The sequence below is a fragment of the Inhella gelatinilytica genome (assembly GCF_016093295.1).
Classification (GTDB): domain Bacteria; phylum Pseudomonadota; class Gammaproteobacteria; order Burkholderiales; family Burkholderiaceae_C; genus Inhella; species Inhella gelatinilytica.
On record NZ_JAEDAL010000001.1, the window covers coordinates 997,474 to 1,020,671 of the forward strand.

The following is a 23,198-nucleotide window of genomic DNA, read 5'->3' on the forward strand; positions in this document are numbered from 1 at the left end:
CGCTTCTCCCAAAAGGGTATTCCGTCAAGTCGGCTGGTGAGTGGCGTAATGCGGGTGCGTTCGCCTTGTTGCGTGCCGATGGCTCGGTCGTGAGCTGGGGCGACGCGAAAACGGGTGGAGACAGTGCAGCCGTTGCGCCGTTGTTGGACGGTCGAGTGGACGTGGTTCAGGTGTTTTCTGCAGCCACAGCGTTTGCCGCATTGCGGTCGGACGGATCGGTGGTGAGCTGGGGACATTGGGGCGAGGAACGCGTTGTGGCCCTCCCGGCAGCCCTGCAGCAGGGCGCAATTCCGGTGCGACAGGTGTTTTCGACGGGCCAGGCCTTTGCGGCTTTGCGTGAGGATGGCTCGGTGTTGACCTGGGGCGCGGCTCAGGCGGGAGGGGACTCAGGAGGCGTGGCGGCGCAGCTGAATGGTCATGTAGACGTGGTGCAAATCGTCTCGGGCCTGTTTGCCTTCGCAGCCCTGCGAGCCGATGGATCGGTCGTGACCTGGGGGTTGAGTGGGAATGGGGGCGATAGCTCAGCCGTGGCTTGGGCACTGAGCGGACAGGTGGACGTGGTCCAGATTGCCTCCTCTGGTTCCGCCTTTGCTGCTTTGCGATCTGACGGTTCGGTGGTGACTTGGGGAGCGGACTGGGCGGGTGGAAAAACGGATTACTTGCAGGAGGAGCTGAGCGGGACAGTGCCTGTGGTTCGCCTGTTTTCCGGGCCCGGTCGGTTTGCTGCACTTCGGGCCGACGGGGAGTTGGTGGTGTGGGCCGGCGTCGGGGATGAGGCCGGCCGACTGGTCGGTGTGACCGACATTGCGCAGGTCCATGTGATCGAGACCATGATTGCCGTGGTGCGGGCGGACGGTGCGGTGATCTATCTCCCGGGAACGGGGCGCCTCATGGGTCAGCCCGTGCCTGGCCCTACGCAGGTGGTGCAGGTCGTTGCCAATGAGCGTGCATTGGCGATGCTGCGAAGCGATGGCTCGGTTGTTGTCTGGGGCGAGGAGCGCTCGGGGGGAGAGCTCGGAGCCGCCGCCCCGTTGCTGGATGGAACTCTTGATGTCATTCAGGTGGTGGCCACCACGTCGGCGTTCGCCGCCTTGCGAGCCGATGGCTCGGTAGTGGTCTGGGGTGATGTGGAGGCCGGCGGCTCGGCCGCAGCGGCGGCCAAGGTTCTTGCGGGCCGCTCGGACGTTGTTCAGCTCGTGGCAACTGGCAAGGCTTTCGCGGCCTTGCGCTCGGACGGCTCCGTCGTGGCTTGGGGAGACCCAACGGCCGGCGGCACGACCGTCCTGAAAGCTTTGGAGTTGGACGGTGTCGTAGTCGATGGTGTGAGCCTCGCGGACCCCTGGACCGATGAGCCCTACGCCGCCTCGATGGCTCCCAACCAGGCCCCGATTGCCGCAGATGCTGCGGCTGCGCTGTTTGAAGATGTCGCGTTGCGAGCGGTTTTGCCCGGCGCCACGGATGCCGATGGAGATGCCATTACATATGGCCTGGTGGTGGCCCCCATACACGGCCAGGTGACGGTGGAAGCAAATGGCCACTACAGCTACACACCGGATGCCCATTACTGGGGGCCAGATTCGTTCGAATACCGGGTTGGGGATGGCAAGGGCGGTGGACACGTTTACCGTGTTCAGCTTGAGCTGAAGCCGGTGGATGACGCCCCATTCGCCCGCAGTGCCCGGGATGATGTGGCGCCGGACGTGCCCCATGCGGGTCGGTTGCCCCTCGCGGTGGAGGCAGACGGCGAGGCCGTGACGTACGCAAAGGCCACCGACCCAGCGCATGGCGCGGTGACGGTCCAGCCTGATGGGCGCTACGCCTACACGCCGACGTCCGGGTTCCTGGGGTTCGACCACTTTTCCTACACCGTACGCGACCCGAACGGCAGCAGCAACACCTACACCCAGATCGTGGCAGTGAGTGGGGCAGGGTCCGCAGCCAGCCGGCCCGGCGAAGCGCGCAACAGCGCGTCGATGGCGGCCGTGCTGGCGGATGGATCTGTGGTGATCTGGGGCGAGATCGCGTGGAGTGGGCTGCCGGAAGCCCAAGCCGAAAAAATTGATGGCAGCGTGGATGTGGTGCAGCTGTACAGCAACACGAACGCGTTTGCCGCCTTGCGTGCAGATGGCTCCCTGGTGACCTGGGGCAACGCCTACTCCGGCGGTGACAGCACGACGGTGGCGCCGCAGCTCGATGGCGAGGTGGACGTGGTGCGTGTGGCCTCGACCCGTTTCGCCTTTGCCGCCCTGCGGGCCAATGGGTCGGTGGTCACTTGGGGTAGCCCGGCCGACGGTGGAGACAGCCAGGCTGTGGCAGCGAAGCTGAATGGCCTCATACCTGTGAGTCAGTTGTTCGCCGCAGATGGAGCCTTCGCTGCCCTGCGGAGCGACGGTTCGGTCGTGAGCTGGGGCCAGGGTTGGGGGGGCGGCGACAGTGCGACGGTGGCCCGTCAGCTCGATGGCTCTATCCCTATCCAAAACATTGTGGCCACGAGCGGGGCGTTTGCTGCGCTCCGGAACGATGGCTCAGTTGTGGCATGGGGCGCTCCCAGTTCAGGGGGGGATCACACCGCGGTGGCAGCGCTCCTGAACGGCTCTGTGGCTGTTACGCAGATTGCCGCCACGTCCAGTGACTTCGCCGCCCTGCGCGCGGATGGCTTGGTCGTGGGGTGGGGGCTGGGGGCTACTCAGACCAGCACCCTGGCAGCGCTGGCCGTACTGCAGGCCGGCCAGCGCTTTAACCCCGCGGTTTCATTGTTTGCGGGCGACTCGGCGTTTGCCGCTTTGCGAGCCGACGGGTCCTTGGTGACCTGGGGTAGCAGCGACGCCGGCGGCAATTCCACGGCCGTGGCGGCGCAGTTGGATGGCACGGTGGATGTTCTGCGTGTTGTCTATTCGGGCGCTGCGGCGGCGGCTTTGCGGGCCGATGGCTCCGTGGTCACCTGGGGTTCGGCCGAGGCCGGGGGCGATTCGTCCGCAGTGGCTGGGCAGATCAACGGACAGACGCCGGTCCTGCAGCTTTGGTCCAGCAACGGGGCCTTCGCGGCGCTGCGAGCCGATGGCTCGGTGGTGACATGGGGCCGTGCGCTCGACGGGGGGGACAGCCTCGCCGTCGCCACCGACCTGGATGGTCGTGTGCCGGTTCTGCAGGGAGTGGCCAGCGACCATGGCTTTGCCGTGCTGCGCGCTGATGGCTCCTTGGTGACTTGGGGCAGCATGGCGCAAGGCTCCGCAAACGTGGTGGATGGGCGGGTGGTGCTGGGCAGCGTGCCGGCCGTCCGACTGGCTGATGTGCTGAGTGATTTGCCCTACCGCAGCAATCCTCCGGTTGGTGCTTCGGGCCAAGTGAGCGGCCTGGAAGACCAGGTTCTGACCGGTCAACTGCCGGCCGCTGCCGATCCTGCAGGACGGACTGTGCTGTACGGCCTGAATCGCCCGCCCCAGCATGGTCAGGTGGTGGTGCAGACCGATGGGCGCTTCACCTACACCCCTGCCCAAGACTACTTCGGGACTGATTCCTTCACCTTTACTGTCCGAACTGATCAAGGGGGCATCAACACCTACACGCAAAACATCACGGTCATCGAGGTGCCGGATGGGATCACGGGCGGCTCTGGGCCCGACGAGTTGTGGGGCACCGCGGGCGATGACGTGCTGCAAGGTCTGGGCGGAAACGACGTGCTCCATGTCAGTGCCGGGCGGGATGTATTGGACGGTGGCGCGGGGGCGCTGGATGTTCTGTGGATCGGTGGGTGGGGCGCGTCTGAAATCAACCTGCAGCTTGGCCTGGGCCATGTGGGCTACGAGGGGCAGCCGGGAGAGTCCTTCCTGACCCTCAGTGGCTTTGAGGCGATTCGTGGTAGCAACGGGCCAGATGTGCTGACGGGGTTGAATGGCCCTGACAACTTACCGGGCGAAGTCTTCTTGGGGGGTGGGGGTGATGACATCCTGGTGGGGGGCACGGGCCTGGACCGCGCCGAGTACCGTGGTGCCCGTGCGGAATACAAGATCGTTCGCATCCCTGGCACGATGGCGGTCACCGTGCAGCACCAAGGGCTCATGAGCACGCCGGAATTTCCGTCTTGGCCCATTGATGGCCTCGACCGGTTGAACAGCATCGAACTTCTGGTGTTCACTGACCGGGTGGTGGCGTTCGGCTCCCGCGCCGAGGACGTCGCGCGGGTTGCGTTTGTGCTGTGGAACCCGGCCATCATCCACGTGCCGGAGCTGTTCGCTGCGGGGTTGAGCTTTTACCTGAACGAGTATGGCTACAACTTGAACGAGCTTTGCAAAGTGGCGCTGATTTTCCGGCCCGAGAAGACCGCGCAAGAGCTGGTGGCCACGCTGCTGGCCAACACACCGGGGACAACCCAGACCGCAGCGCAGCTCTACGCCATCATGGACGCCAATGGGGGACAGAGCAGCCAAACGGGTTGGGCAGCAGCGATTGAGGCCATGGCGCTGGACGCCGCGACCACGCAACAAATCGAGCTGGCAGGAGTTGCGCAGAACGGACTTGAGGCCACGCTAACCTGGGGTTCGCAAGCGTGTTTTTGGAGTCTGCTCGGCGGGTGACTTGGTGGCGGTGGACACTGCAGCTTTATCTCAACCTGCCTCCTCAATTCCGCAGCCGCGCCACCGCCTCCAGCGTGGCGTCGGCCACTTCATCCGTCTTGGGCTTGAGCGTGGGGGTTGGGGCACCGGCCATCAGGGCTTCCCACTCCTCGGCGGTCATTTCGACTTCCTCGATCTGGGGCTTGCGGGCTTCAATGGATTTGCGCCGCTCCACGCCGTGCGGCGGCCCGAGTTCGATCTGGCGGCGGTCCCGGCCGCTGCGCCGCTCGCGCTCAGGCTCGGCGGCAGGCGGGGATGGAGCGCGTGGATCCACCATAGGGCTCTCCTCGAGAGATGGAACGGTACATTCTGAAGGCCGCTCGGCTGCGCGGCAGTGGTTCTAACCCCTATCGTTCGTGACCCTTGCCACACCGGGGGGTTCGGTGGCCTGCTCCATCCACCCGAGCCAGCGCAGGGCCTGCTCGCGGCTGTCGCCGCACATTTCCGCGCTGGGTTGAAGCGAGCTGCACACGGCCGGCCGTTCGGGGCGGCCAAAGAGTCGGCAGCCGTCTTGCTCGTCCAGTTGGGCACAGCGCACCCCGGCGGGCTTGCCGGTCGGATGACCGGGAATGGGGCTGCTGATGGACGGGGCGATGCAGCAGGCGGCGCAGTGGGGGCGGCACTTCATGGCTGGCATGCTGCCAGATCCCAGCGCGGTGCAGGGCCATTGAACGCGGCCGCCTGCCGATCAGGGAAAACCCGCGACACTGCCACCCCATGACGCTCGCCTCGCCCCCCGCTGCCCCCGCCCGCACCTTGATGGTGCATCTGAAGCTGTTGGGCATGGCGGCCCTGTGGGGGGCAGCCTGGCCGGCGGGCAAGGTGGTGGCTTCGCAGGTGCCGGCGCTGACGGCGTCGGTGTGGCGGTTCGCGTTTTCGCTGCTGCTCTTGATGGCGTGGCTGCTGGCGCGGTCCGGCACCCGGACCTTGCAGGTCTTGAGTCGGCGTCAATGGGCCGGGCTGGCGTTGGGAGGGGCGCTGGGCGTGTTTGGCTATGCGGCCTTCTTCTTGATGGGCTTGCAGCACCTGCCGGCCGGGCGTGCGGCGCTGGTGGTGACGACCAACCCGGTGCTGACCCTGTTGCTGGCCGCGTGGTGGTTTGGCGAGCGTTTGACGGCGCGTCTGGCCCTGGGCATGGGCTTGGCGGTGCTGGGGGCCGTGGTGGTGCTGACCCATGGCGCGCCTTGGACGCTGTTCACGGGCGGCGCCGGGGTGGGCGAGCTGTTGCTGCTGGGTTGCGTGGTGTGCTGGAGCGGTTACACGCTGCTGGGCAAGAAATTGCTGGGGGGCATTGACGCCCTGACCACCACGGCTGTGACGGCCGGCTTCGGACTGGCCCTGTTGATCTTGGCTGCGTGGGGTGTGGACGGCGCGGCGCTGGCCCAGCCGCTGACGCGGGGCACGGAGTGGTGGGCGGCGCTGCTCTTCATGGTGGTGGGCTCCACCGTGCTGGCTTACGCCTGGTACTTTGAAGGGGTGGCGGCGCTGGGGGCCGGTGCGGCCTCGGCCTACATCAGCCTGGTGCCGGTGTTCGGCGTGGCGGTGGCCACGGTGTGGTTGGGCGAGGCCCTGGATGCCTCCTTGATCCTTGGGGGCGCGGTGGTGCTGGCCGGGATGGCGGTGATGAACCGAGCGCGGCGTTAACGCAGGTCAATCTCTCGTCTCGCGCGGGGTGGCAGCATGGCGGCTGAAGGAGACCGTCATGCCGAATGTGATTGCGACGCTGGACGCGGCCGTTGAGGCGCTGCTGAAACAGATTCCCGGGCCCATTGTTCTGGGCCTGCCCTTGGGGATTGGCAAGCCCAACCCGCTGGTCAATGCGCTGTATCGCCGCATCAAGGCCGACCCCTCGCGCAAGCTGACCATCGTGACCGCGCTGTCGCTGGAGGTGCCCAGCGGCAAGAGCGAGCTGGAGCAGCACTTCTTGCAGCCGCTCGTGGATCGGGTGTTCAAGGACTATCCCGACTTCGATTACGTGAAGGACTCCCGCGGGCCGGGCCTGCCGCCCAACATCGAGGTGCGGGAGTTCTTCTTCAAGACGGGCGACTATTTGCACAACGCCAGCGCCCAGCAGCACTACATCAGCACCAACTACACCTTTGCCGCGCGAGACTTGGTGCTGCAGGGCATCAACGTGGTGGCTCAAGCGGTGGGGCAGCGCCAGGGGCCGGCCGGCTGGGAGCTGAGCCTCTCCAGCAACCCCGATTTGACGGCCGAGATTGTGGAGCGCTGCGCCGCCACCGGTCAGCCCCTGCTCAAAGTGGCGGTGATCAACGAGGCCATGCCCTTCATGGAAGGCGGCGCCTGCGTGAGCCCCGACTTTTTCGACTGGGTGGTGACCGACCCGGCCGCCACGCACACCCTGTTCGCACCGCCCAACGCCAAGGTCAGCACGACGGATTACGCCATTGGCCTGCATGCCAGCAGTTGGGTGCGCGATGGCGGCACGCTGCAGATCGGCATTGGCTCACTGGGCGATGCGATTGCCCACGCGCTTATCCTGCGCGACCGGCAACCCGAAAGCTACCGCAGCATGCTCACCAGCCTCTGCCCCGATGGGCTGGCGGGCCGGGAGCTGGGTCGCTTTGAGCAGGGGCTGTACGGCTGCTCGGAGATGTTCGTCAACGGCTTCCTGAAGCTGATGCAGGCCGGCATCGTGCGCCGTCGCGTATTTGCCGACTTGGCCACGCAAAAGGCGGTCAACGCCGGTCAACTCGACCCCGACACCTTGCCCGGCGGCGTGTGCATGACGGGCGGCTTCTTCCTCGGGCCGACCGACTTCTATGCCGCGCTGCGCGCCCTGGAGCCCGCTCAGCGGGCGCAGATCGACATGACGCGCATCGATTTCATCAACCAGCTCGACAGCCCCTGCGGCACCGAGATGGAGCTCAAGCGCGCCCAGCGCGTGCACGCCCGGCTGATGAACACGACCATGAAAGTCTCGTTGCTGGGTGCGGCGGCGTCGGACGGGCTCGAGAGTGGAGCCGTGGTCAGCGGCGTGGGCGGGCAGTACAACTTTGTGGCCATGGGCCACGCCCTGCCCGATGCCCGATCCATCCTGATGCTGCGGGCCACCAAAGAGACGGCAGATGGGCCGGTCAGCAACATCGTTCACCACTACGGGCATTGCACCATTCCGCGCCACCTGCGGGACGTGGTGATCACCGAGTACGGCGTCGCGGACCTGCGTGGCCAAAGCGATGCTGAAGTGGTCAAGCGCCTGATCGCGATCGCCGACTCGCGCTTCCAAGACGAGCTGATCGCTCAGGCCCAGGCCTCGGGCAAGCTGGAAACCGACTGGACCCTGCCCGAGCGCTACCGCCACAACACGCCGCAGAACGTGGACCGCTTGCTCCACCCCTGGACCGAGGCTGGCCTGCTGCCGGGCTTCCCCTTTGGCACGGACCTCACCGCGGACGAGCTCAAGATCGTCGGCGCGCTGCGGCGGCTCAAGAAGGCGACCCAGCACCCGGTGGACCTGGTCAAGCTGGCCCTGCGCAGCTTCTGGGAAGGCCGCGAGGCGCCCCCGGCCTACCTGGAGCGCTTGGGGCTGGACGAGGCCAAGGGCTTCAAGGCCCTGTTCATCCGCAAGCTGTTTGCGGGGAATTTGTAAGGGGCGGCCGGGCCCCTGGCCCTCGCCGCCCCGCGTCCTTAGTAGCCGCGGGCTTTGCAGTCGAAGAATGGCAGCACAACCGACAGGTGTTCGGCGGGGTCGTAAACCTCCAAGCCGTACTTTTGCTTGAGCGCTGGAGCGCTGGACTCGGGCACGTCGAGAAGCAGGTAAACCGGACTCACGCCCTCAACCCAGCTCACGCCCTTTCCGGGGCGCGGATCGCGTTGCCAATCCGCACACCGTGGGTTCTCGAACGGTACTCGGTCAAGACTGAGTTGCGCTTGCAGTGCGCTGGCGCTGCCGGGAACGATCAGGTAGTCCGCACCCTTGGGCAGCGTGGTCAGGACGGTCACTCGAGGTTCATCGCCGCCGCCGCAGGCGGCCAGCAGGGCCCAAAGGCAGAGGGCCCCATAGCGGGTAATCAATGCAATTTTGTACGTCATTGAAACTCCTATCTTGGATAGGCTTCCCCGGCTGGGCCGAGGAAGCCGGGCCGTTTACAACCGGATGCGCGGCAACGTCACCGTATACACGCCACAGGGGCCTACCGGACAGACGTTGATGCTCACGGGTTGACTGAAATTGGCCCGAAAGAAGGCTGTGATGGCGTCCACGCCCTGCCCTGGCAACGCGTCCTTTGCAGCCGCGTAGAGGCCGGCGATGTGAGGGCTGGCCATTGACGTACCAGAGATCGAGTCGTAGCCGTTGACACCAGGCCCCGCAATCGAAGAGCGGATGCTGGTGCTCCCACCGCCTCCTGGCGCCATCCAAATCGCTTCACCTGGAAAGTTGTCTGGGAATGGAACGTTGGCAAACGCGGAGCGGGTGTTGCCCACTCCATCATTGACGGTCGAACTCACCTTGATAGCGTGCGGCACACAGGCCGGCCAAGCGATCAACCCATTGGCAAAGGCGTTGCCAGTGGCCGCTACCACGGGTACACCAAGATCACGCATCGCACCGAATGCTGTCGTCATGGCGGGCAGATCGCCAGGGCAGGCCGAACTGAAATATCCCCCACCCAGGCTTAGATTTACCGTGATGGGGTTGACGTTGCCCACAACCGCGGCGTTGATCACAGCGTCCATCGCCGCCAACAGATCAGCGTCGAAGGTCCCCGGTTCTTTCTTACGCGCCACATCGAACGAAAACACTTGAACCGCGACGATGTTCCCGCTAGGCGCGACACCCTGGGTGCCGGCACCCGCCAAGGGTTCATTGCGGCCCGCAGCGATTCCCGTCACGTGAGTTCCATGGGAGCACGCATCCGGGGCTTCCGTCGAGCAATTGAGTACCGGCGCAGCGGAGCCGACCAAGCCGAGTGGGCTGTCGCCGTTAGGGCCTGCACTGGGGCAACGGCTTTCATAAAGCGTTGATCCGATCTGAGCACTGGAGCCGTAGCAGGCCTCAAGGGTTATGCGCGAGTTCCCACTGCCGTCGCGGAAGAAGGCATGGTCCCTCTGCACGCCGGTATCCATAACAACGATTGCCTGCCCGGAGGCCGTGTAGCCCAGATTCCAGGCGACCGGCATGTTCAGGGTGGCGGTGCTGGTTGCCAACATCGGCTTGGCTCGTGGCCGGTTGAGCGCAATGCTGAGCATCCGGCCGTCCTGGCTGTTGGCCAGGGCCCGCAACTGGGTGCCGGTCAAGCGCGCCGTGAAGACGCCCAGGTTGGTGTGCTCCAAACCCACCGTGTCTGGAATCTTGGCCGCCGCTCGCAGGGCTTGAAAGGCCTGACGGTGGGCACGCCGTTGGGCCTCCGCCGAACTCTTGCGGGTCAGCGCCCCCAGCATGGGGTTGCGCAGCGTCACCACCACCTCGGCTAGGCCCTGCTGATCGGCTTGCGTGAGGGCCTCGGGGTCGATGTGCAGCGGGCGTGGGTCAGCGCTGCCATCCACCCACAGGCCTCGCAGCGGGGCCTCTTCGAGGATCTTCAGCCGAGCCTGGCGGTTCAGCCGCATCGGAATGCCGACCTTGCGCAGGTCGCTGCTGGCCGCAATGCTGGCCTGTCCGTCCGCCAGCACCTGCTCCCCGGCCACGGCGGCCAGCTTTTGCTGTGCAGCGCTCAGCGTGGCGTCCGCCAGCTTCCATTTGTTGCCGGGTGCCAGCTCGTAGTCGGCGTCCTGATCCAGATGCGGCAACGCCGCAATTGAGACCTGGCCACTTTGCTTCAGGGCCTTCTCGATGGCGACGACCCGGTAATCGCTCGGGTCCAGGCTCAGCTTGGCGCTCCAATGCCGCCCTGGCCAAAAGTGCAAGGCCCGGTTGCTGTTGGACAGGATGCGCAGGCCCGCTTCGGTCAGGTAAAGCTCAACCTGACCGGCCTCGTTGCGCCAACGCCCGCTGCGCCAGGCTTCGGCACCCAGCTCGGCCAGCAGTGCCGCCTCGCGCTGAGCGGCATCGGCTTTGACCTTGGCCCGATCGCGCCTCAGCTCCTCCAACGAGGTGGGCAAGAGGTGCACCATGACGGGCGCTGCACCGTGCTCGCGGGCCGTGGCTTGGAGCGCCTGCAAGTCAGGCGCACTGGCCGTTGCGGCTAGAGCGGGGGGGGGGGGGTAAGTGCGGCCACAAGGGCCAGCAGGGCCGCGTGCAGCGGGCTTGTTTTGGCATGCAAAGACATAGACCTCCTCAATCCATTCTCAACAAAGTATGGTCGCAGGGCGTTGCCTCGGTGACGATGCAGCGTGGTCGGCATGACCTGGGGCCAAACCGGGCGCGCCGCATCCCTTTGTAGAAGGTGAGATGTCTTTGCGTGCCTCCCTGAGCCGGCACTATAAGCAGCGGCAGCCGCCCATCGTTTGGGGGAATTACGCCCCTCGATCCCGGGGCTGATTCAGGCGCTGTTTAGGCCGAACCGGCCACCGCGAGGCGGCTCTTGCCATTGCCCTTGGCCGCGTACAAGGCCCGGTCGGCTTCGAGCATCAAGTCGTCCAGCGCCTGGGCATGGTCGGGGAACAGGGCCAGGCCCACGCTGGCGGTGACGGCCTGGGTCGAAGCAGTCCACGGCGGGGCCAACGCGGCCAACAGGCGATCTCCGGTTTGGCGGGCCTGGTGCGCATCGCTGTCGCTGAGCAGCACCACAAACTCGTCGCCACCCAGGCGCGCCACCAGGTCTGCCTGCCGACAACTGGCCTGCAAGCGTTCCGCCACCTCCTTGAGGAGGCTGTCGCCCGCGGCATGGCCCTCCGTGTCGTTGACCGCCTTGAAGCCGTCCAAATCCAAGGCCAGCAAGGCCACGGGGCGCTGCTGGCGCCGGGCCAGTTCGAGTCGCTGGCGGGCTACTTCAAAGAACAGGCCCCGGTTGGCCAAGCCGGTGAGCAAGTCGTGATTGGCCATGTATTGCACCTGTTCGATGGCGTGGGCGGCGCGGTGCAGGGCTTGCCCTACTTCTTGGGCCTCGCGCAATTGCAGCGGCGGCAGTTGGAACGCGCCGCCCTGGTGCAGGTTGAGCGCAGCCGTGTTCAAGGCATGCACCGTGGCCAGCACCCGCAGCGCCACCCACATGGCCATGCCCAGGCCGGCCAGCAGGGCCAGCACCCCGGCGCCCAGCAAACCGCGCAGCACGTTGGACTGCTTGCTCCACCCCTGGACCGAGGCTGGCCTGCTGCCGGGCTTCCCGTTTGGCACGGACCTCACCGCGGACGAGCTCAAGATCGTCGGCGCGCTGCGGCGCTTGAAGAAGGCGACCCAGCACCCGGTGGACCTGGTCAAGCTGGCCCTGCGCAGCTTCTGGGAAGGCCGCGAGGCGCCCCCGGCCTACCTGGAGCGCTTGGGGCTGGACGAGGCCAAGGGCTTCAAGGCGCTGTTCATTCGCAAGTTGTTTGCGGGGAACCTCTGACGCGCCCGCCCTGGATTCACGGGCGGGCTGAAAGCCGCTGCTTCCCTGCGGCTTTGGCGGCATAGAGCGCACGGTCGGCCTGTAGCAGCAGGTCTTCCAGTCGCTCGCCGTCCGCTGGGTAAAGCGCCAGACCAATGCTGACCGTCACGGGCTGCGGGGCGGCTGACCAAGGCGGGGCCAAGGCCGCCAGCAGGCGCTCGCCGGTCTGGCGGGCCTGGTCTGCGTCCGTGTCGCTGAGCAGCAGCACAAACTCGTCGCCGCCCAGCCGGGCCACCACATCCGCCGATCGGCTGGTTTCCAGCAGGCGGTCGGCCACTTCCTTGAGCAAGGCATCGCCCACGGCGTGCCCGTGGTGATCATTGACCGGTTTGAACCCGTCCAAGTCCAGGGCCAGCAGGGCCAACGGGCGCTGCTGCCGGCGCGCCAGCTCCAGACGCTGGCGCCCCACTTCGAAGAACAGCCCGCGATTGGCCAAGCCCGTGAGCGGGTCGTGATTGGCCAGGTACTGAACTTGCTCCATGGACTGCGCCGCCCGCTCCAGCGCCCGGCCGACCTCCTCGGCTTCCTTCAACTGCAGTGGGGGAAGCTCCAGCGCGCCGCCGCGGTGTAGGTTGGCCGCGGCCTGGTTGAGCGCGCGCACGGTGGTCAGTACCCGTTGGGCCAACCAAGCCGCCATCAGGATGCCTGCCACCAGGGCCAAGCCGCCCGCCAGCACCAGACCGCGCAGCACCCGCTGTTGTTCGGCCTGCAGCAGGTGCACGGGCGCCCCCACGGCGACGCGCCATCCCCAGCGCTCTGAGGTGGTGAACGCCGTGTAGACGGGAATGCCTTCCTTGGTGGTGGCCAGCACCTTGCCTTCGGCGCCCTGGGCCAGCGCGGCGGCCAGGTCCGTGGTCACCGGCTGCCCGGCGTAGCGTTGCCCCTCGCGGGAGCGGGTCACGATGCGGCCGGATCGATCAATCAAAGCGATGAGCCAGCCGTCCGGCAGGGGCTGGCGCGTCAAAAAATCACTCAACCGTGCGGCGGGCAGGCCCACGTTCAGGGCGTAGCGAACCTCCCCCGCAGCCCGCACCGGAACGCCCATGGCCACAGTGGGCTGGCCGGTGACGGGGCCCAAAAACCAGCCGGTCAGGGCGGGTCGGCCTTGGAGCACCGTCAACAGCTCCGGGGGGGTGCCGCCTTCCGGCAGGGCTTGCCCGGCGGGGACCAGCGTGTTGAACAGTTGCCGGCCCTGGGCATCCGTCACGACATAGTTGCGGGACATGCCGGCCGCAATGGCCGAATGGGCTTGACGCCGAAACGCCTCCCAACGTCCTTGAATCAAATCGTCGGACGTGGCCAGGACCGCCAAACCGCCCTCCACGGAGGCCCATTCGCGGTCGACTTCGGCCATCACCTTCTTGGCCAAGAGCAGGGTTTCACCCTCCACTTGGGTCAACAGCTGTGCCGAATAGCGCTGCACCAGCAAGGCACCAAAGCCCAGCAGCGGCAGCACGCACAGGGCCACCAACAGAGCGAGCTGCCACCGAAGCGAGACGCGAGACCCCCCAGCGTGCATGTCAGTCCTTTGGATCGCCAAGGGCGACAGCATGGTCGCGGCCCCCGCGCCGCGTCAAGCGCGGTTTTTCCTTATGTGCTCCGGGGCGTTCCTAGGCCTTCATCAGTTCAGCCTTGGCCCCCAACCAGCGTTCGACCTGGGCTTGCGCGGCGGCTGGGTGGCTGGCCAGCAGACGCGGCGCGACAGCGCGCGCGGCCACCAGCAGCGGAGCGTCCTCCTGCAAGTCGGCAAAGCGCAGCAGGTCGGCGCCGCTTTGGCGGTGGCCCATGAACTCGCCGGGGCCTCGGATCGCCAGGTCGCGGCGGGCGATCTCGAAGCCGTCCGTGGTCTCGGCCATGGCCTTGAGGCGCTCGCGCCCGCTCTCGCTCAAGGGGCCGGCGTACATCAGCACGCACACCGAGGCGGCCGCACCGCGCCCCACGCGCCCTCGCAGCTGGTGCAGCTGCGCCAGCCCGAAGCGCTCGGCGTGCTCGATCACCATCAGGCTGGCGTTGGGGACGTCCACGCCCACCTCGATCACCGTGGTGGCCACCAAGAGCGGCAGCTCGCCGCTGGCAAACCGGGCCATCACGGCGGCTTTCTCATCCGCCTTCAAGCGCCCGTGCAGCAGGCCCACCCGCTCGGCGCCCAGGCGTTCGGCCAGGTCGGCATGGGTGGCGGTGGCCGCCTGCAGGTCCAGCTCCTCGTTCTCTTCGATCAGCGGGCAGACCCAGTAGCTTTGCCGGCCCTGGGCGATGGCGTCGGCGATGCGGGCGATGACGGCCTCGCGTTTGTCCAGCGCAAACACCTTGGTGACGATGGGGCTGCGGCCGGGCGGCAGCTCGTCCAGGGTGCTGACGTCCAGGTCGGCGTAGTAGCTCATGGCCAGCGTGCGCGGGATGGGGGTGGCGCTCATCATCAAGAGGTGCGGCTCCAGCCCGCGTTCGGCCAGCTTGCGCCGCAGGGCCAGGCGCTGCGCCACGCCAAAGCGGTGCTGCTCGTCCACGATGGCCAAGCCCAGGTTGGCGAACTGCACTTTGTCCTCGATGACGGCATGCGTGCCCACCACCAGCTGAGCCTCGCCGCTGGCGGCCTGGTCCAGCAGGGCCTCGCGCTTTTTGCCCTTGACGCTGCCGGTGATCCAGGCCACCTTGACGCCGATGGGCTCCAGCCAGCCCACGAGCTTGCGCAAATGCTGCTCGGCCAGCAGTTCGGTGGGGGCCATCAGCGCGCACTGCCAGCCTGCGTCGATGCAGACGGCGGCGGCCAGCGCGGCCACCACGGTCTTGCCGGAGCCGACATCGCCTTGCAAGAGCCTGTGCATTGGCTGCGCCTGGGCCAGATCCTGGGCGATCTCCTCCCCCACGCGGCGCTGTGCACCGGTCAGCTCAAACGGCAACTGCGCCAGCAGCCGTTCCACCACGGTGCCGCCGCGCAGCACCGGCGCGCGGTGTTGGGCGCGCAGGGCCTTGCTCTGCAACTGGCTGAGCTGCTGGGCCAGCAGCTCCTCGAACTTCAGGCGCTGCCAGGCCGGGTGCGAGTGGTCTTCGAGCGTGGTCAGCGGCACTTGGGGCGCCGGGTGGTGCAGGAAGTGTAGCGCCTCTCGCAAGGGCGGCAGGCCGCGTGGGACGGTGCCGGCCGGCAGCAGCTCCTGCAGGGGCGCGCGCGGCAGCGCGGCCTCGATGGCCTTGCGCAGGTAGGCCTGCGGCAGCCCGGCGCTGGTGGGGTAGACGGGCGTGAGCGCCTGGGCCAGCGGGGTGTCGGCGTCCACCGGTTTGACGTGCGGGTGCACCATCTCGCGGCCGAATAAGCTGCTGCGCAGCTCGCCACGCACGCGCAGGCGGGTGCCGGGTGCCATCTGCTTTTGTTGGCTGGGGTAGAAGTTCAGGAACCGCAGCAGCAGGCGCTCGCCGGCGTCATCCTGCAGGCTCACCAGCAGCTGGCGGCGGCGCTGCGTTTCGACGCGGCAGTCGCGCACCACCCCCTCGATTTGGATCACCTGCCCATGACGCGCTTCGCGCAGCGGTGTCAGCCGGGTCTCGTCCTCGTAACGCAGCGGCAGGTGCAGGGCCAGGTCGATGGGCCGCAGCAGCCCGAGGCGCTCCATCGCCCGGCGCGGGCCGGACGGGGCAGGCTTGGGCTTGGGCGGCTCGGCGGACATGGGCCGGGATTGTGGCGGCCTGTTTCGCTTGTTCACCGTGCGTGCATGTTTTGACGTGCGGGGCCTACCATTGCCGCTTTGCTCGCCCCACCCGCCATGTTGAACCGCCGCGCCTGGCTACTGACCAGCGCCAGTCTGCCGCTCATGACCGCCCCTGTCCTGGCTTCCACCTGGCCCAGCGCCGAGGAATTGGCCCGCCGCATCGAGGCCGTGCGGGCCACTGAGATCGCCTTTGCCGCGACGATGGCCGCCCGCGACCTGGCGGCGTTCCGGCGCTTCTTGGCGCCCGACACGGTGTTCACCCAGGGCAAGGACGAGCCCCTGATCGGGCCGGAGGCGGTGGTGGCGCACTGGGCGCGCTACTTCGAGGGGCCGTCGGCGCCGTTCAGCTGGGCGCCGGACGTGGTGATGGTGCTGCCCAGCGGGGAGTTGGCGCGCTCCAGCGGTCCGGTCAAAGACCCGGCCGGTCAGGTGGTCGCCCGCTTTCAATCCACCTGGCGGCGCAAGCCCGACGGGGAGTGGGAGATCGTGTTCGACTTCGGGACCGGGCCGACTTGAGCAAACGCTATGCCCTGGCCGGCGTGGCCGGTGCATTGGCACTGTTCCAGCGCTCAGGTGGATAGGCGTCCGCCCCTGCTGGCCGTCAGCAGTCCGACAACACTGGCCCCATAGGCGACCAGCGCAGCCAACTCCTGTTGTTGGGCGGGTCCGACGCGGGCGTGGGGCCAGGCCAGGGTCAGCCCCTCTTCATCCCAAAGTAGCGCCGGGCGGCCATGATGACCCTTCAACAGAAGCGCACGCGCCGCCGGCGACAAGTGGCCCATCAAGTCGGGTGGATCGGCGAAGGCGGCAAAAGCACAGCCGAATTCATCCCGCTCAAGGGGGACGTGGTGCTCAGGGCCCAGTCGCAAGGGGGCCGTCCGCTCAGCGCCGAAGGCCAGATGCAAGAACGCCTTGTGGGCCGCTCGGGCGATCGGGGCGGCCATGGCCCCGAGCACACTGTCTGCACCCCGGGCGGCGGCGGGCGGGCAGTCGTCGGGCAAGCTCATCAGTAGCAACGCACCACTGGCGGGTCGAAGGCCTGGCGCCGACCAGCGTGTGCTTTGCGCGTTGGTGCGCCGTCGGTTGGCTTGACCATCGTCGACCTCCGCCGGCTGCCAAGTGACCTCGGCCTGCCAGTCGATGCCCTGGGTGTGACCCTGCCATGTCTGGCTGCCCGTCTGCTCGGGTCCCGACAAACTGCCGGGCGGGGGGCGAGGCCCGGGGAGTGTGCGACTGCCAGGCCGCCAAACGAGGGCAACGAAAAACGCCAGAAAAATGAGCAGGGGCCAGGACGACCCCAGCAGGCTCAGGAGACTCTCCACGAGGTCCTCCGGGATTGAGGGGGCGGGCCCGGGTTTAGCGGATCACCATTTCCACCCGCCGGTTGCGCGCCCGCCCGGCCTCATCCCCATTGCTCGCCACGGGCGCCAGGGGCCCCACGCCCTCGGCGGCGAGCCGCTCCTTGGCGATACCGAGCCGTCCCGTCAACGCGCTCACGACACTGCCTGCACGGTCTTTGGACAGGCGAACGTTGTAGTCCGACTGCCCCTGCATGTCCGTGTGGCCCACGATGAAAACTCTGGCGGCCGGGTTGGTTTTGAGCCATTTGGCCATTTCGACTAGCGTGGGTTCGGATTCGGGTTTGATGCTGGATTTGTCGGTGTCAAACAAGATGCCATAGAAGATCACCTTGCCGCCACTTTTCATGTCCTTGGCGATCTGCTCGGCCGACAGGGTGACCTCCTGGCTCATGGCCTTGATGCCCACGGTTTCAATGACCAGCCGGCCGCAGCCGTCGCTGTTGCCGTCGTCGCAGTACACCTTGCCCCAGTACTCTGTGCCGCCCTTGCTGAGCTGAAACGTCAGGTCTCCCATGGAGCTGGGCGAGGCATCGCGCCAGACCACTTTTCCGTTCCCTTGGCGCACGGCGTTTTCGTAGTTGCGCTGCAATTCCAGCGTCGAGGGCAGGGCGCCGGACGCATCTTTTCGAATTGAATAGAAGCTGGCCCAGTAGGCGCCTTCTTTAGCGACGGTGGTTCGCTCGCCGCTGCTGGTGTTGTAGGCAGAGGTGAGGGTCAGTGCCTTGAAACTGGCCTTTTCACAGGTCGACAACTCGCCCCTGGGATGGCGTTCAAACACGGGGTCGGGCGCGCATTTCGGGTTGTCGGCCGCGCTTGCCCAAAGGGGGTTGAATGACAGCAGGCAGCATCCGATCAGCGTTTGGGTTTTCATGGGATCTTCTCCAGGGGCGGGGTTCGATGGCGTGTGTCAAGGTAACAGGCGCATGCGCGGGCGGCATGTGGGCGCAAAACAGACTTCTGGTGCCGGCGCACCGTCAAGCAGGTTCCGTGCTTCTTGCGCATCCGTGGGGTAGCGCATCAGGCAGGCAACGCTGCCCCCATGAATGTCGGGTTCATGGTGATCGCTGCCGATGGCGTGCATCAACTCGTGCATCGCGATCCGGGCAAGATACGTGGGCATGGAGGCACGGATTTGCGCGTCTCCCTGCCATAAACGCTGCGCCAGGGACCTTGCTTCGGCCGGGGAGGCGCCAATGTCTTCGGAAGGCGCGGTTATTCCATCTGCCACTTTTTGCAAGATCGACTGCAGTCCGTGAAAGGCAATCCGATGCAGCCTGTCGAAATTGATGTAGGAGGCAAAGATGTTTACGGGAGCCCATGCGTCACCACCCTCGACCTCAGCCAAGGCCGGGTCGTAATGGCCGACTTGGATGGTCGTGCCGAGCCGATATACGGACGCCGACTCTGCGGCGTCTTGAGCCGACATGCGTGCACGCAGGGGCCCTTGGAAGATGATGGAATCGTCCATGCCGTGGTTGGCATTCAGCCATACCGCATGTGCCGCATCTCCATCGGCGAAACCGGCGTGGTGGTCCACCCGGCGCATCTTTCTTGAGGTGGTGGGGTCCAGGGGTAGGCGGTCGCCGGCCGGCAAGTGGGTCCACTCCAGATGATGCAGTTCGATGCCGGTAATTGCTCGCCAATCACCCGGCAGCACCAGTCGCCTTGCGTCGACGATAAAGAGGTCTGGCACCCGCGGATCGAGGCGTCGATGCGCATGGTCTGCGGTACGCAAACCTCGGTATTCCTCGTACAGGCTGAGCCCATCACCTGGGCGTTCCAGACCCTGTGAGGTGTCGTCGTCGTCCGTTTCGGGGTCGGCCGATGCAGGACGCACGCTCGCCTCCCAAGCGTCGGCGATGCGGTTGTGGTTGTCGTCCTTGGGCAGTGACAAGAAGCTATGTCCCGGCGACCCTGCTCGCTCGCCCTGGGCCACGCCGCCGCCCACCAACTCTGCCTGGGCGATCAACTCACCATAGGCGCCGAAGTCGTTGGCGTAAACCGGCACCGTCCACTCCGTGCGACCGCCTTCCAAAATCAACTCCTGCCCGCCGTCGCGCAACTCAACGAGGCCCTCTTGTCCTTGTGAGCGAAAAAACAGATCGGGTGAGGTGTTGCCATGGCGGGGCCAGTTCAATGAGGTCCCTCTTTCCCGGCTGACCTGGGTGAGGCGGACGCGCACGCGGCTCGCAGCCTGGCGCGGCGCAGTGCCGTTCGCGTCAGTCAAACGCAGGCGAACCGTGTGGACCGCACCGACCCCCTGCGGCCCGTCGCTGCCCTCCGGCAGCCAGGTTTCATAGCCAGGTCCGGGTTCGATGACCAAGCGGGTGCGCACGCGCCCCACGGGATGAAGCGACCAGCGGGTCGTGACGACGCGAGTCGCCTGGGCGTTCAACCCCGGATTGGGGGCGGCGGTCGGGGGCTCTTCCGTGGTGTGCGTGCCTTCCAAAACGGTGCCTCTCGTCGGCAGACGCTGATCGGGAATGCCGGCATCGCAACCCCGCTTCTCCTGAAACGTGCTGCTGTGGCCGGCCTTGTGCACCCGCCGGGTTCCACTCATACCCTCCTCGCCTTGCACCTCGAAGCTGTAGGTGCCCTGGGTCAAGTCAATTTGCAGCCGCCCCTCGGTGCGAAAACGGCCCGAGGCTTCTCGGCGATCCGTACTCTCCTGCCGCTGGCCACCGCCCAGGGCCACTTCGGAGCTTCTGCGGTAGCCTGCGCCCGACCCTTGCCCTTGTCCGGACCATTCAGCGCCGTCCTCATGGCCTCCGCCGTCACTGCGCAGGGTAAGTCGAAACGAGCAGCGCAATCGCTCTGCATCGCTGCTGCGCAACACCGCTCCCGCCCCGCGCATCTCACTGCGGTAGCGTGCCGACACGGTGTGCTCGACCACCAACTGCCATTCGCGCACAGTGGTCCAAGACGGGGCAGGACCAGGCGCCACAGACGTTGCGGCCGCTGCCGCGAGGATCCATGAGCTGAGCACGACCACCCTCCGATCTGGCCAAAGGGACATTCGAGCATGGGTTTGGCGCGCGCCACGACGATTTAGGTCAAGAACTGGTTTGTTTGGGCATACCAGGCGTTGCGGGCGCGAGCGAGCCGTTTAAACCGGTGATCAAAAGGCGTCGGGTCATGGGGTGTTCGCCAGGTTTGAATGAGGTTGGGGTGTTCAGCCCCTGCGGGTCGGGCGCCGCCACTGCGGGTGGTGCAACCGGCCGGCTGGCGTGCTCGCCAAGGTCTTGAGCGTGGGCCGGCGCGTGCCGGGGTACGGGGCGAGCGCGGACACATCGGGGTGGAAGAGCTCCAGGATGCGCAAGAGCGCGCCCTGGCGCTTGAACACCGAGTGGCGGGCCCACACCATGCCGGCGGGGGGCGGGCTGCCGGTGGCTTGCACCCACTGGCGCTGCATGTGGCGCCGGGTCGGCCCGTGGCGCAGCAGGCGTTTGGGTTGCAAGGTGCTGCGCTGCACGCGTCGGTCTTGGTAGAGCAGCTCGGCCAGGGGGCGGCGCCCCAGGCCCTTGAGCGCCTTCCAGGGGCCGGCCAGGGTGCTGCGGTGCAGGCTGGAGCGGGCCCACACCAGGGGTTGGCCGCCCACTCGCAGCACCACCTCGCGCACCAGGGTGCACCCGTGCCGCGGGGGGCCGAGTTGCTGGCGCTCCGGGGCGCCCAACGGGGCCGGTGCTTGGCGCAGCAGCTGCACCTCAAAGCGACCATGGCGGGCCAGCCGGGCGGAGAGAGAGCCCGGCGCGCGCAGCCACGCACGCAGGCTCATGCGGGCCGCGATGCCCACGGGGTCAGCCGGCTCGGCCGAGTTCCGCGGCGCGCGCGGCCGCGGCGCGCACGGCGCGCTGAACGGCCTCGCCCACCCCATCGGCGCGCAGGCTTTCCAGCGCGGCATGGGTGGTGCCACCCTTGCTGGTCACACGCTCGCGCAGGGTGCTCACGGGTTCGCCCGACTGCAGGGCCAGTGCAGCGGCCCCGCCACAGGTGGCGAGGGCCAACTCGCGCGCCTGGGTCTCGTGCAGGCCCAAGTCCAGTCCGGCCTGGATCATGGCTTCGACGACGTAGAAAAAGTAAGCGGGCCCGGAGCCGGACAAGGCGGTCACGGCATCCAGGTCGTCTTCGCGCTCCACCCACACCGTGCGGCCCGTGGGGGCCAATACGGCGTCCACTTCAGCGCGGTCCAGCTCGGTCACGGCGTCGCGGGCATAGAGCCCCGCGATGCCTTGGCCGATCAGGGCCGGCGTGTTGGGCATGCTGCGCACCACGCGCTCGGTGCCGGCGGCCTGGACCAGCGACGCGCTGCGGATGCCGGCCATCACCGAGAGGTGCAAGGCCTGCGCGATCCAGGGCGCCGCGGGCGCGGCGGCCTCAGCGAAGAGCTGCGGTTTGACCGCCCAGATGACCATGCTGGCATCCGCCAAGCGGGGATCCGGCGCCGCCAGCGCCGTGACGCCAAACTCTGCGTGCAGGCGAGCCCGCTGGCTTTCGAAGGGCTCGACGACCAGGAAGGCGTCGGCGGGGCGGCCTGCGCGCCGCAGGCCGCCCAGGATGGCGCTGGCCATGTTGCCGCCGCCGATGAATGCGAGGGTGGGGTGCATGGCGTGGATTGTGGCGCCCTGCCGCTGAGCGCGGGGGTTACAGGCGGGTACCTCCGCACAATCGGCGCCATGCGCCCGCCCCTGTCTCCTTCGCCCCGTTTGTGGCCGCTGCTGTGGCCCCTTTTTTTGGAGCTGGCCTTGGGCATGGTCGTGGGGGCGGTGGCCACCGCCCTGGCCTCCCGCGTCAGCGACGGCGCCGCCGGGGCCTTCGCACTCACGCAGCAGTTGCAGGCCACGCTGTTCATCTTTTTTCGCATCATTGGTGCGGGCATGGGGGTGGTGATCACCCAAGCCCTGGGGGGTGGCCAGCGCGAGGCGGCGGACGCCATGGCCCGCGCCGCGTTGGCGGCCAGCACGTGGGTGGGCTTGACCTGTGCGGCCCTGGCATGGGCGGGGGCGCAGCCGCTGCTTCGGGCGCTGAATGCACCGGCTGAGCTGCTGCCTTTGGCGGTGGCGTTCCTGCAGTGGATGGCCCCTGGCTTGGTGCTGGATGCATGGAACGCCAGCATGGGCAGCGTGATGCGCTCGCACCTGCGGGCCCGGGACAGCCTGATGGTGCTCATCGTGATGAACACGGGCCAGCTCGTGCTGGCGACGCTGTGGATGCCGACCTTTGGCTTGGTGGGTTTTGCCTGGGCCTTGATCGCCAGCCGCGTGGTGGCGCTGGCTTTGCACACCCTGCTGTGGACGCAGCGCCTGAACCTGCGCCCGCGGTGGGCGGACTGGTGGCAGTGGCGCCCGGTGGAGGTGCGGGCGATGCTCCACATTGGCTTGCCGGGGGCGGCCGAGAACATCGCCTACCGCATCGCCTACACCGCCACCATGGCCGTGGTGGCCAGCCTGGGCCTGCCTGCGCTGGCGGCGCACGCCTATGCCAGCCAGATCATGTTTTTTGTGCTCCTGGCGGGCTTGGCCATTGGCCTGTCGCTGGAGATCCTGATTGGGCACCTGATTGGCGCGGGCCGACTGCACGAGGCCAACCGTTTGTTGCGCCGGGCGCTGGCGCTGGGCTTGCTGACGAGTGTGCTCGTGGCCCTGGGGGTGGCGCTGGCAGGGCCGTGGCTGCTGCGGGCGTTCACCCAAGACGCGGGCATTGCGGCGCAGGCTGCCGGTTTGCTCTGGCTGGTGGTGCTGCTGGAGCCGGGTCGCACCTTCAACTTGGTCGTGATCAACGCGCTGCGCGCCGCAGGCGACGCCCGCTATCCGGTGGCCGTGGGCGCGGGGTCCATGCTGGTGGTGCTGGCCGGGGGGGCCTGGTTGCTCGGGGGGCCACTGGGCTGGGGCCTGACCGGTGTTTGGCTGGCCTATGTGGCGGACGAATGGCTGCGGGGGGTGCTGATGTGGCGTCGCTGGGTGCGCCTGGATTGGGTGCCGGCAGCCCGTGGCGTCCGGCGTCGACTTCGGGGACTGCAGCGCACTGCCGGTTGAA

18 protein-coding genes are annotated in these 23,198 nt (G+C 67.3%); 6 read left to right on the forward strand and 12 right to left on the reverse strand.

Going from position 1 to position 23,198, the window contains the following annotated elements; all coding sequences use genetic code 11:
- Positions 1 to 65: 65 nt before the first annotated feature.
- Positions 66 to 4,574 carry an Ig-like domain-containing protein gene (locus tag I7X43_RS04585; protein WP_198099695.1) on the forward strand — a complete coding sequence of 1,503 codons (4,509 nt, stop codon included), beginning with the start codon at positions 66 to 68 and terminating at the stop codon, positions 4,572 to 4,574.
- Between the two features lie 43 nt (positions 4,575 to 4,617).
- Here I7X43_RS04585 and I7X43_RS04590 read toward each other — a convergent pair whose 3' ends face one another.
- Positions 4,618 to 4,890 (reverse strand): hypothetical protein, encoded by a 273-nt coding sequence (locus I7X43_RS04590; RefSeq protein WP_198099696.1) that lies wholly within the window; start codon positions 4,888 to 4,890, stop codon positions 4,618 to 4,620.
- A 63-nt stretch (positions 4,891 to 4,953) separates the two neighbouring features.
- Positions 4,954 to 5,241, reverse strand: a complete 288-nt coding sequence (locus I7X43_RS04595; RefSeq protein ID WP_198099697.1) for a YkgJ family cysteine cluster protein — start codon at positions 5,239 to 5,241, stop codon at positions 4,954 to 4,956.
- Between the two features lie 89 nt (positions 5,242 to 5,330).
- Between I7X43_RS04595 and I7X43_RS04600 the strand changes: the two genes are divergently transcribed.
- Entirely contained in the window at positions 5,331 to 6,257 is a 927-nt protein-coding gene (locus tag I7X43_RS04600) for a DMT family transporter (protein WP_198099698.1), read from the forward strand.
- A gap of 58 nt (positions 6,258 to 6,315) precedes the next feature.
- Positions 6,316 to 8,226, forward strand: a complete 1,911-nt coding sequence (locus I7X43_RS04605) for an acetyl-CoA hydrolase/transferase C-terminal domain-containing protein (RefSeq protein ID WP_198099699.1) — start codon at positions 6,316 to 6,318, stop codon at positions 8,224 to 8,226.
- A gap of 38 nt (positions 8,227 to 8,264) precedes the next feature.
- Here I7X43_RS04605 and I7X43_RS04610 read toward each other — a convergent pair whose 3' ends face one another.
- From I7X43_RS04610 to I7X43_RS04620, 3 genes are all read right to left on the reverse strand, one after another.
- Positions 8,265 to 8,669, reverse strand: a complete 405-nt coding sequence (locus I7X43_RS04610; protein WP_198099700.1) for a hypothetical protein — start codon at positions 8,667 to 8,669, stop codon at positions 8,265 to 8,267.
- 54 nt (positions 8,670 to 8,723) lie between these two features.
- Positions 8,724 to 10,739 carry a S8 family peptidase gene (locus I7X43_RS04615; RefSeq protein WP_198099701.1) on the reverse strand — a complete coding sequence of 672 codons (2,016 nt, stop codon included), beginning with the start codon at positions 10,737 to 10,739 and terminating at the stop codon, positions 8,724 to 8,726.
- A 331-nt stretch (positions 10,740 to 11,070) separates the two neighbouring features.
- The gene (locus I7X43_RS04620; protein ID WP_198099702.1) at positions 11,071 to 11,790 is read right to left on the reverse strand and encodes a GGDEF domain-containing protein; all 720 of its coding nucleotides are present in this window, start codon (positions 11,788 to 11,790) and stop codon (positions 11,071 to 11,073) included.
- A gap of 10 nt (positions 11,791 to 11,800) precedes the next feature.
- Here I7X43_RS04620 and I7X43_RS04625 point away from each other — a divergent pair, with 10 nt between their 5' ends.
- Positions 11,801 to 12,064: a hypothetical protein gene (locus tag I7X43_RS04625; RefSeq protein WP_198099703.1), complete on the forward strand. Its 264-nt coding sequence runs from the start codon at positions 11,801 to 11,803 to the stop codon at positions 12,062 to 12,064.
- Positions 12,065 to 12,080: 16 nt separating this feature from the next.
- Here the strand turns inward: I7X43_RS04625 and I7X43_RS04630 are convergent, their stop codons facing one another.
- Both I7X43_RS04630 and recG read right to left on the reverse strand, forming a co-directional pair.
- On the reverse strand, positions 12,081 to 13,622 hold the full coding sequence (locus I7X43_RS04630; RefSeq protein ID WP_198099704.1) for a GGDEF domain-containing protein: 1,542 nt from the start codon (positions 13,620 to 13,622) through the stop codon (positions 12,081 to 12,083).
- A 91-nt stretch (positions 13,623 to 13,713) separates the two neighbouring features.
- Positions 13,714 to 15,762: an ATP-dependent DNA helicase RecG gene (recG, locus tag I7X43_RS04635; protein WP_198099705.1), complete on the reverse strand. Its 2,049-nt coding sequence runs from the start codon at positions 15,760 to 15,762 to the stop codon at positions 13,714 to 13,716.
- A 96-nt stretch (positions 15,763 to 15,858) separates the two neighbouring features.
- Here recG and I7X43_RS04640 point away from each other — a divergent pair, with 96 nt between their 5' ends.
- Positions 15,859 to 16,320: a YybH family protein gene (locus I7X43_RS04640; protein WP_198099706.1), complete on the forward strand. Its 462-nt coding sequence runs from the start codon at positions 15,859 to 15,861 to the stop codon at positions 16,318 to 16,320.
- A gap of 53 nt (positions 16,321 to 16,373) precedes the next feature.
- On the opposite strand, the gene I7X43_RS04645 is transcribed toward I7X43_RS04640, so the two are convergent.
- From I7X43_RS04645 to proC, 5 genes are all read right to left on the reverse strand, one after another.
- The gene (locus I7X43_RS04645) at positions 16,374 to 17,126 is read right to left on the reverse strand and encodes a hypothetical protein (RefSeq protein ID WP_198099707.1); all 753 of its coding nucleotides are present in this window, start codon (positions 17,124 to 17,126) and stop codon (positions 16,374 to 16,376) included.
- A gap of 34 nt (positions 17,127 to 17,160) precedes the next feature.
- Positions 17,161 to 18,036 carry an OmpA family protein gene (locus I7X43_RS04650; RefSeq protein ID WP_198099708.1) on the reverse strand — a complete coding sequence of 292 codons (876 nt, stop codon included), beginning with the start codon at positions 18,034 to 18,036 and terminating at the stop codon, positions 17,161 to 17,163.
- 36 nt (positions 18,037 to 18,072) lie between these two features.
- A complete protein-coding gene (locus I7X43_RS04655; RefSeq protein ID WP_198099709.1) occupies positions 18,073 to 20,151 on the reverse strand; it encodes a hypothetical protein in 2,079 nt (692 codons plus the stop codon).
- A 186-nt stretch (positions 20,152 to 20,337) separates the two neighbouring features.
- Positions 20,338 to 20,940 carry a chorismate--pyruvate lyase family protein gene (locus I7X43_RS04660; protein WP_198099710.1) on the reverse strand — a complete coding sequence of 201 codons (603 nt, stop codon included), beginning with the start codon at positions 20,938 to 20,940 and terminating at the stop codon, positions 20,338 to 20,340.
- A gap of 22 nt (positions 20,941 to 20,962) precedes the next feature.
- Complete coding sequence (gene proC, locus I7X43_RS04665; RefSeq protein WP_198099711.1) at positions 20,963 to 21,769, reverse strand: pyrroline-5-carboxylate reductase; 807 nt, start codon at positions 21,767 to 21,769, stop codon at positions 20,963 to 20,965.
- Between the two features lie 69 nt (positions 21,770 to 21,838).
- Between proC and I7X43_RS04670 the strand changes: the two genes are divergently transcribed.
- A complete protein-coding gene (locus tag I7X43_RS04670) occupies positions 21,839 to 23,197 on the forward strand; it encodes an MATE family efflux transporter (RefSeq protein WP_246480122.1) in 1,359 nt (452 codons plus the stop codon).
- Position 23,198: the final 1 nt, after the last annotated feature.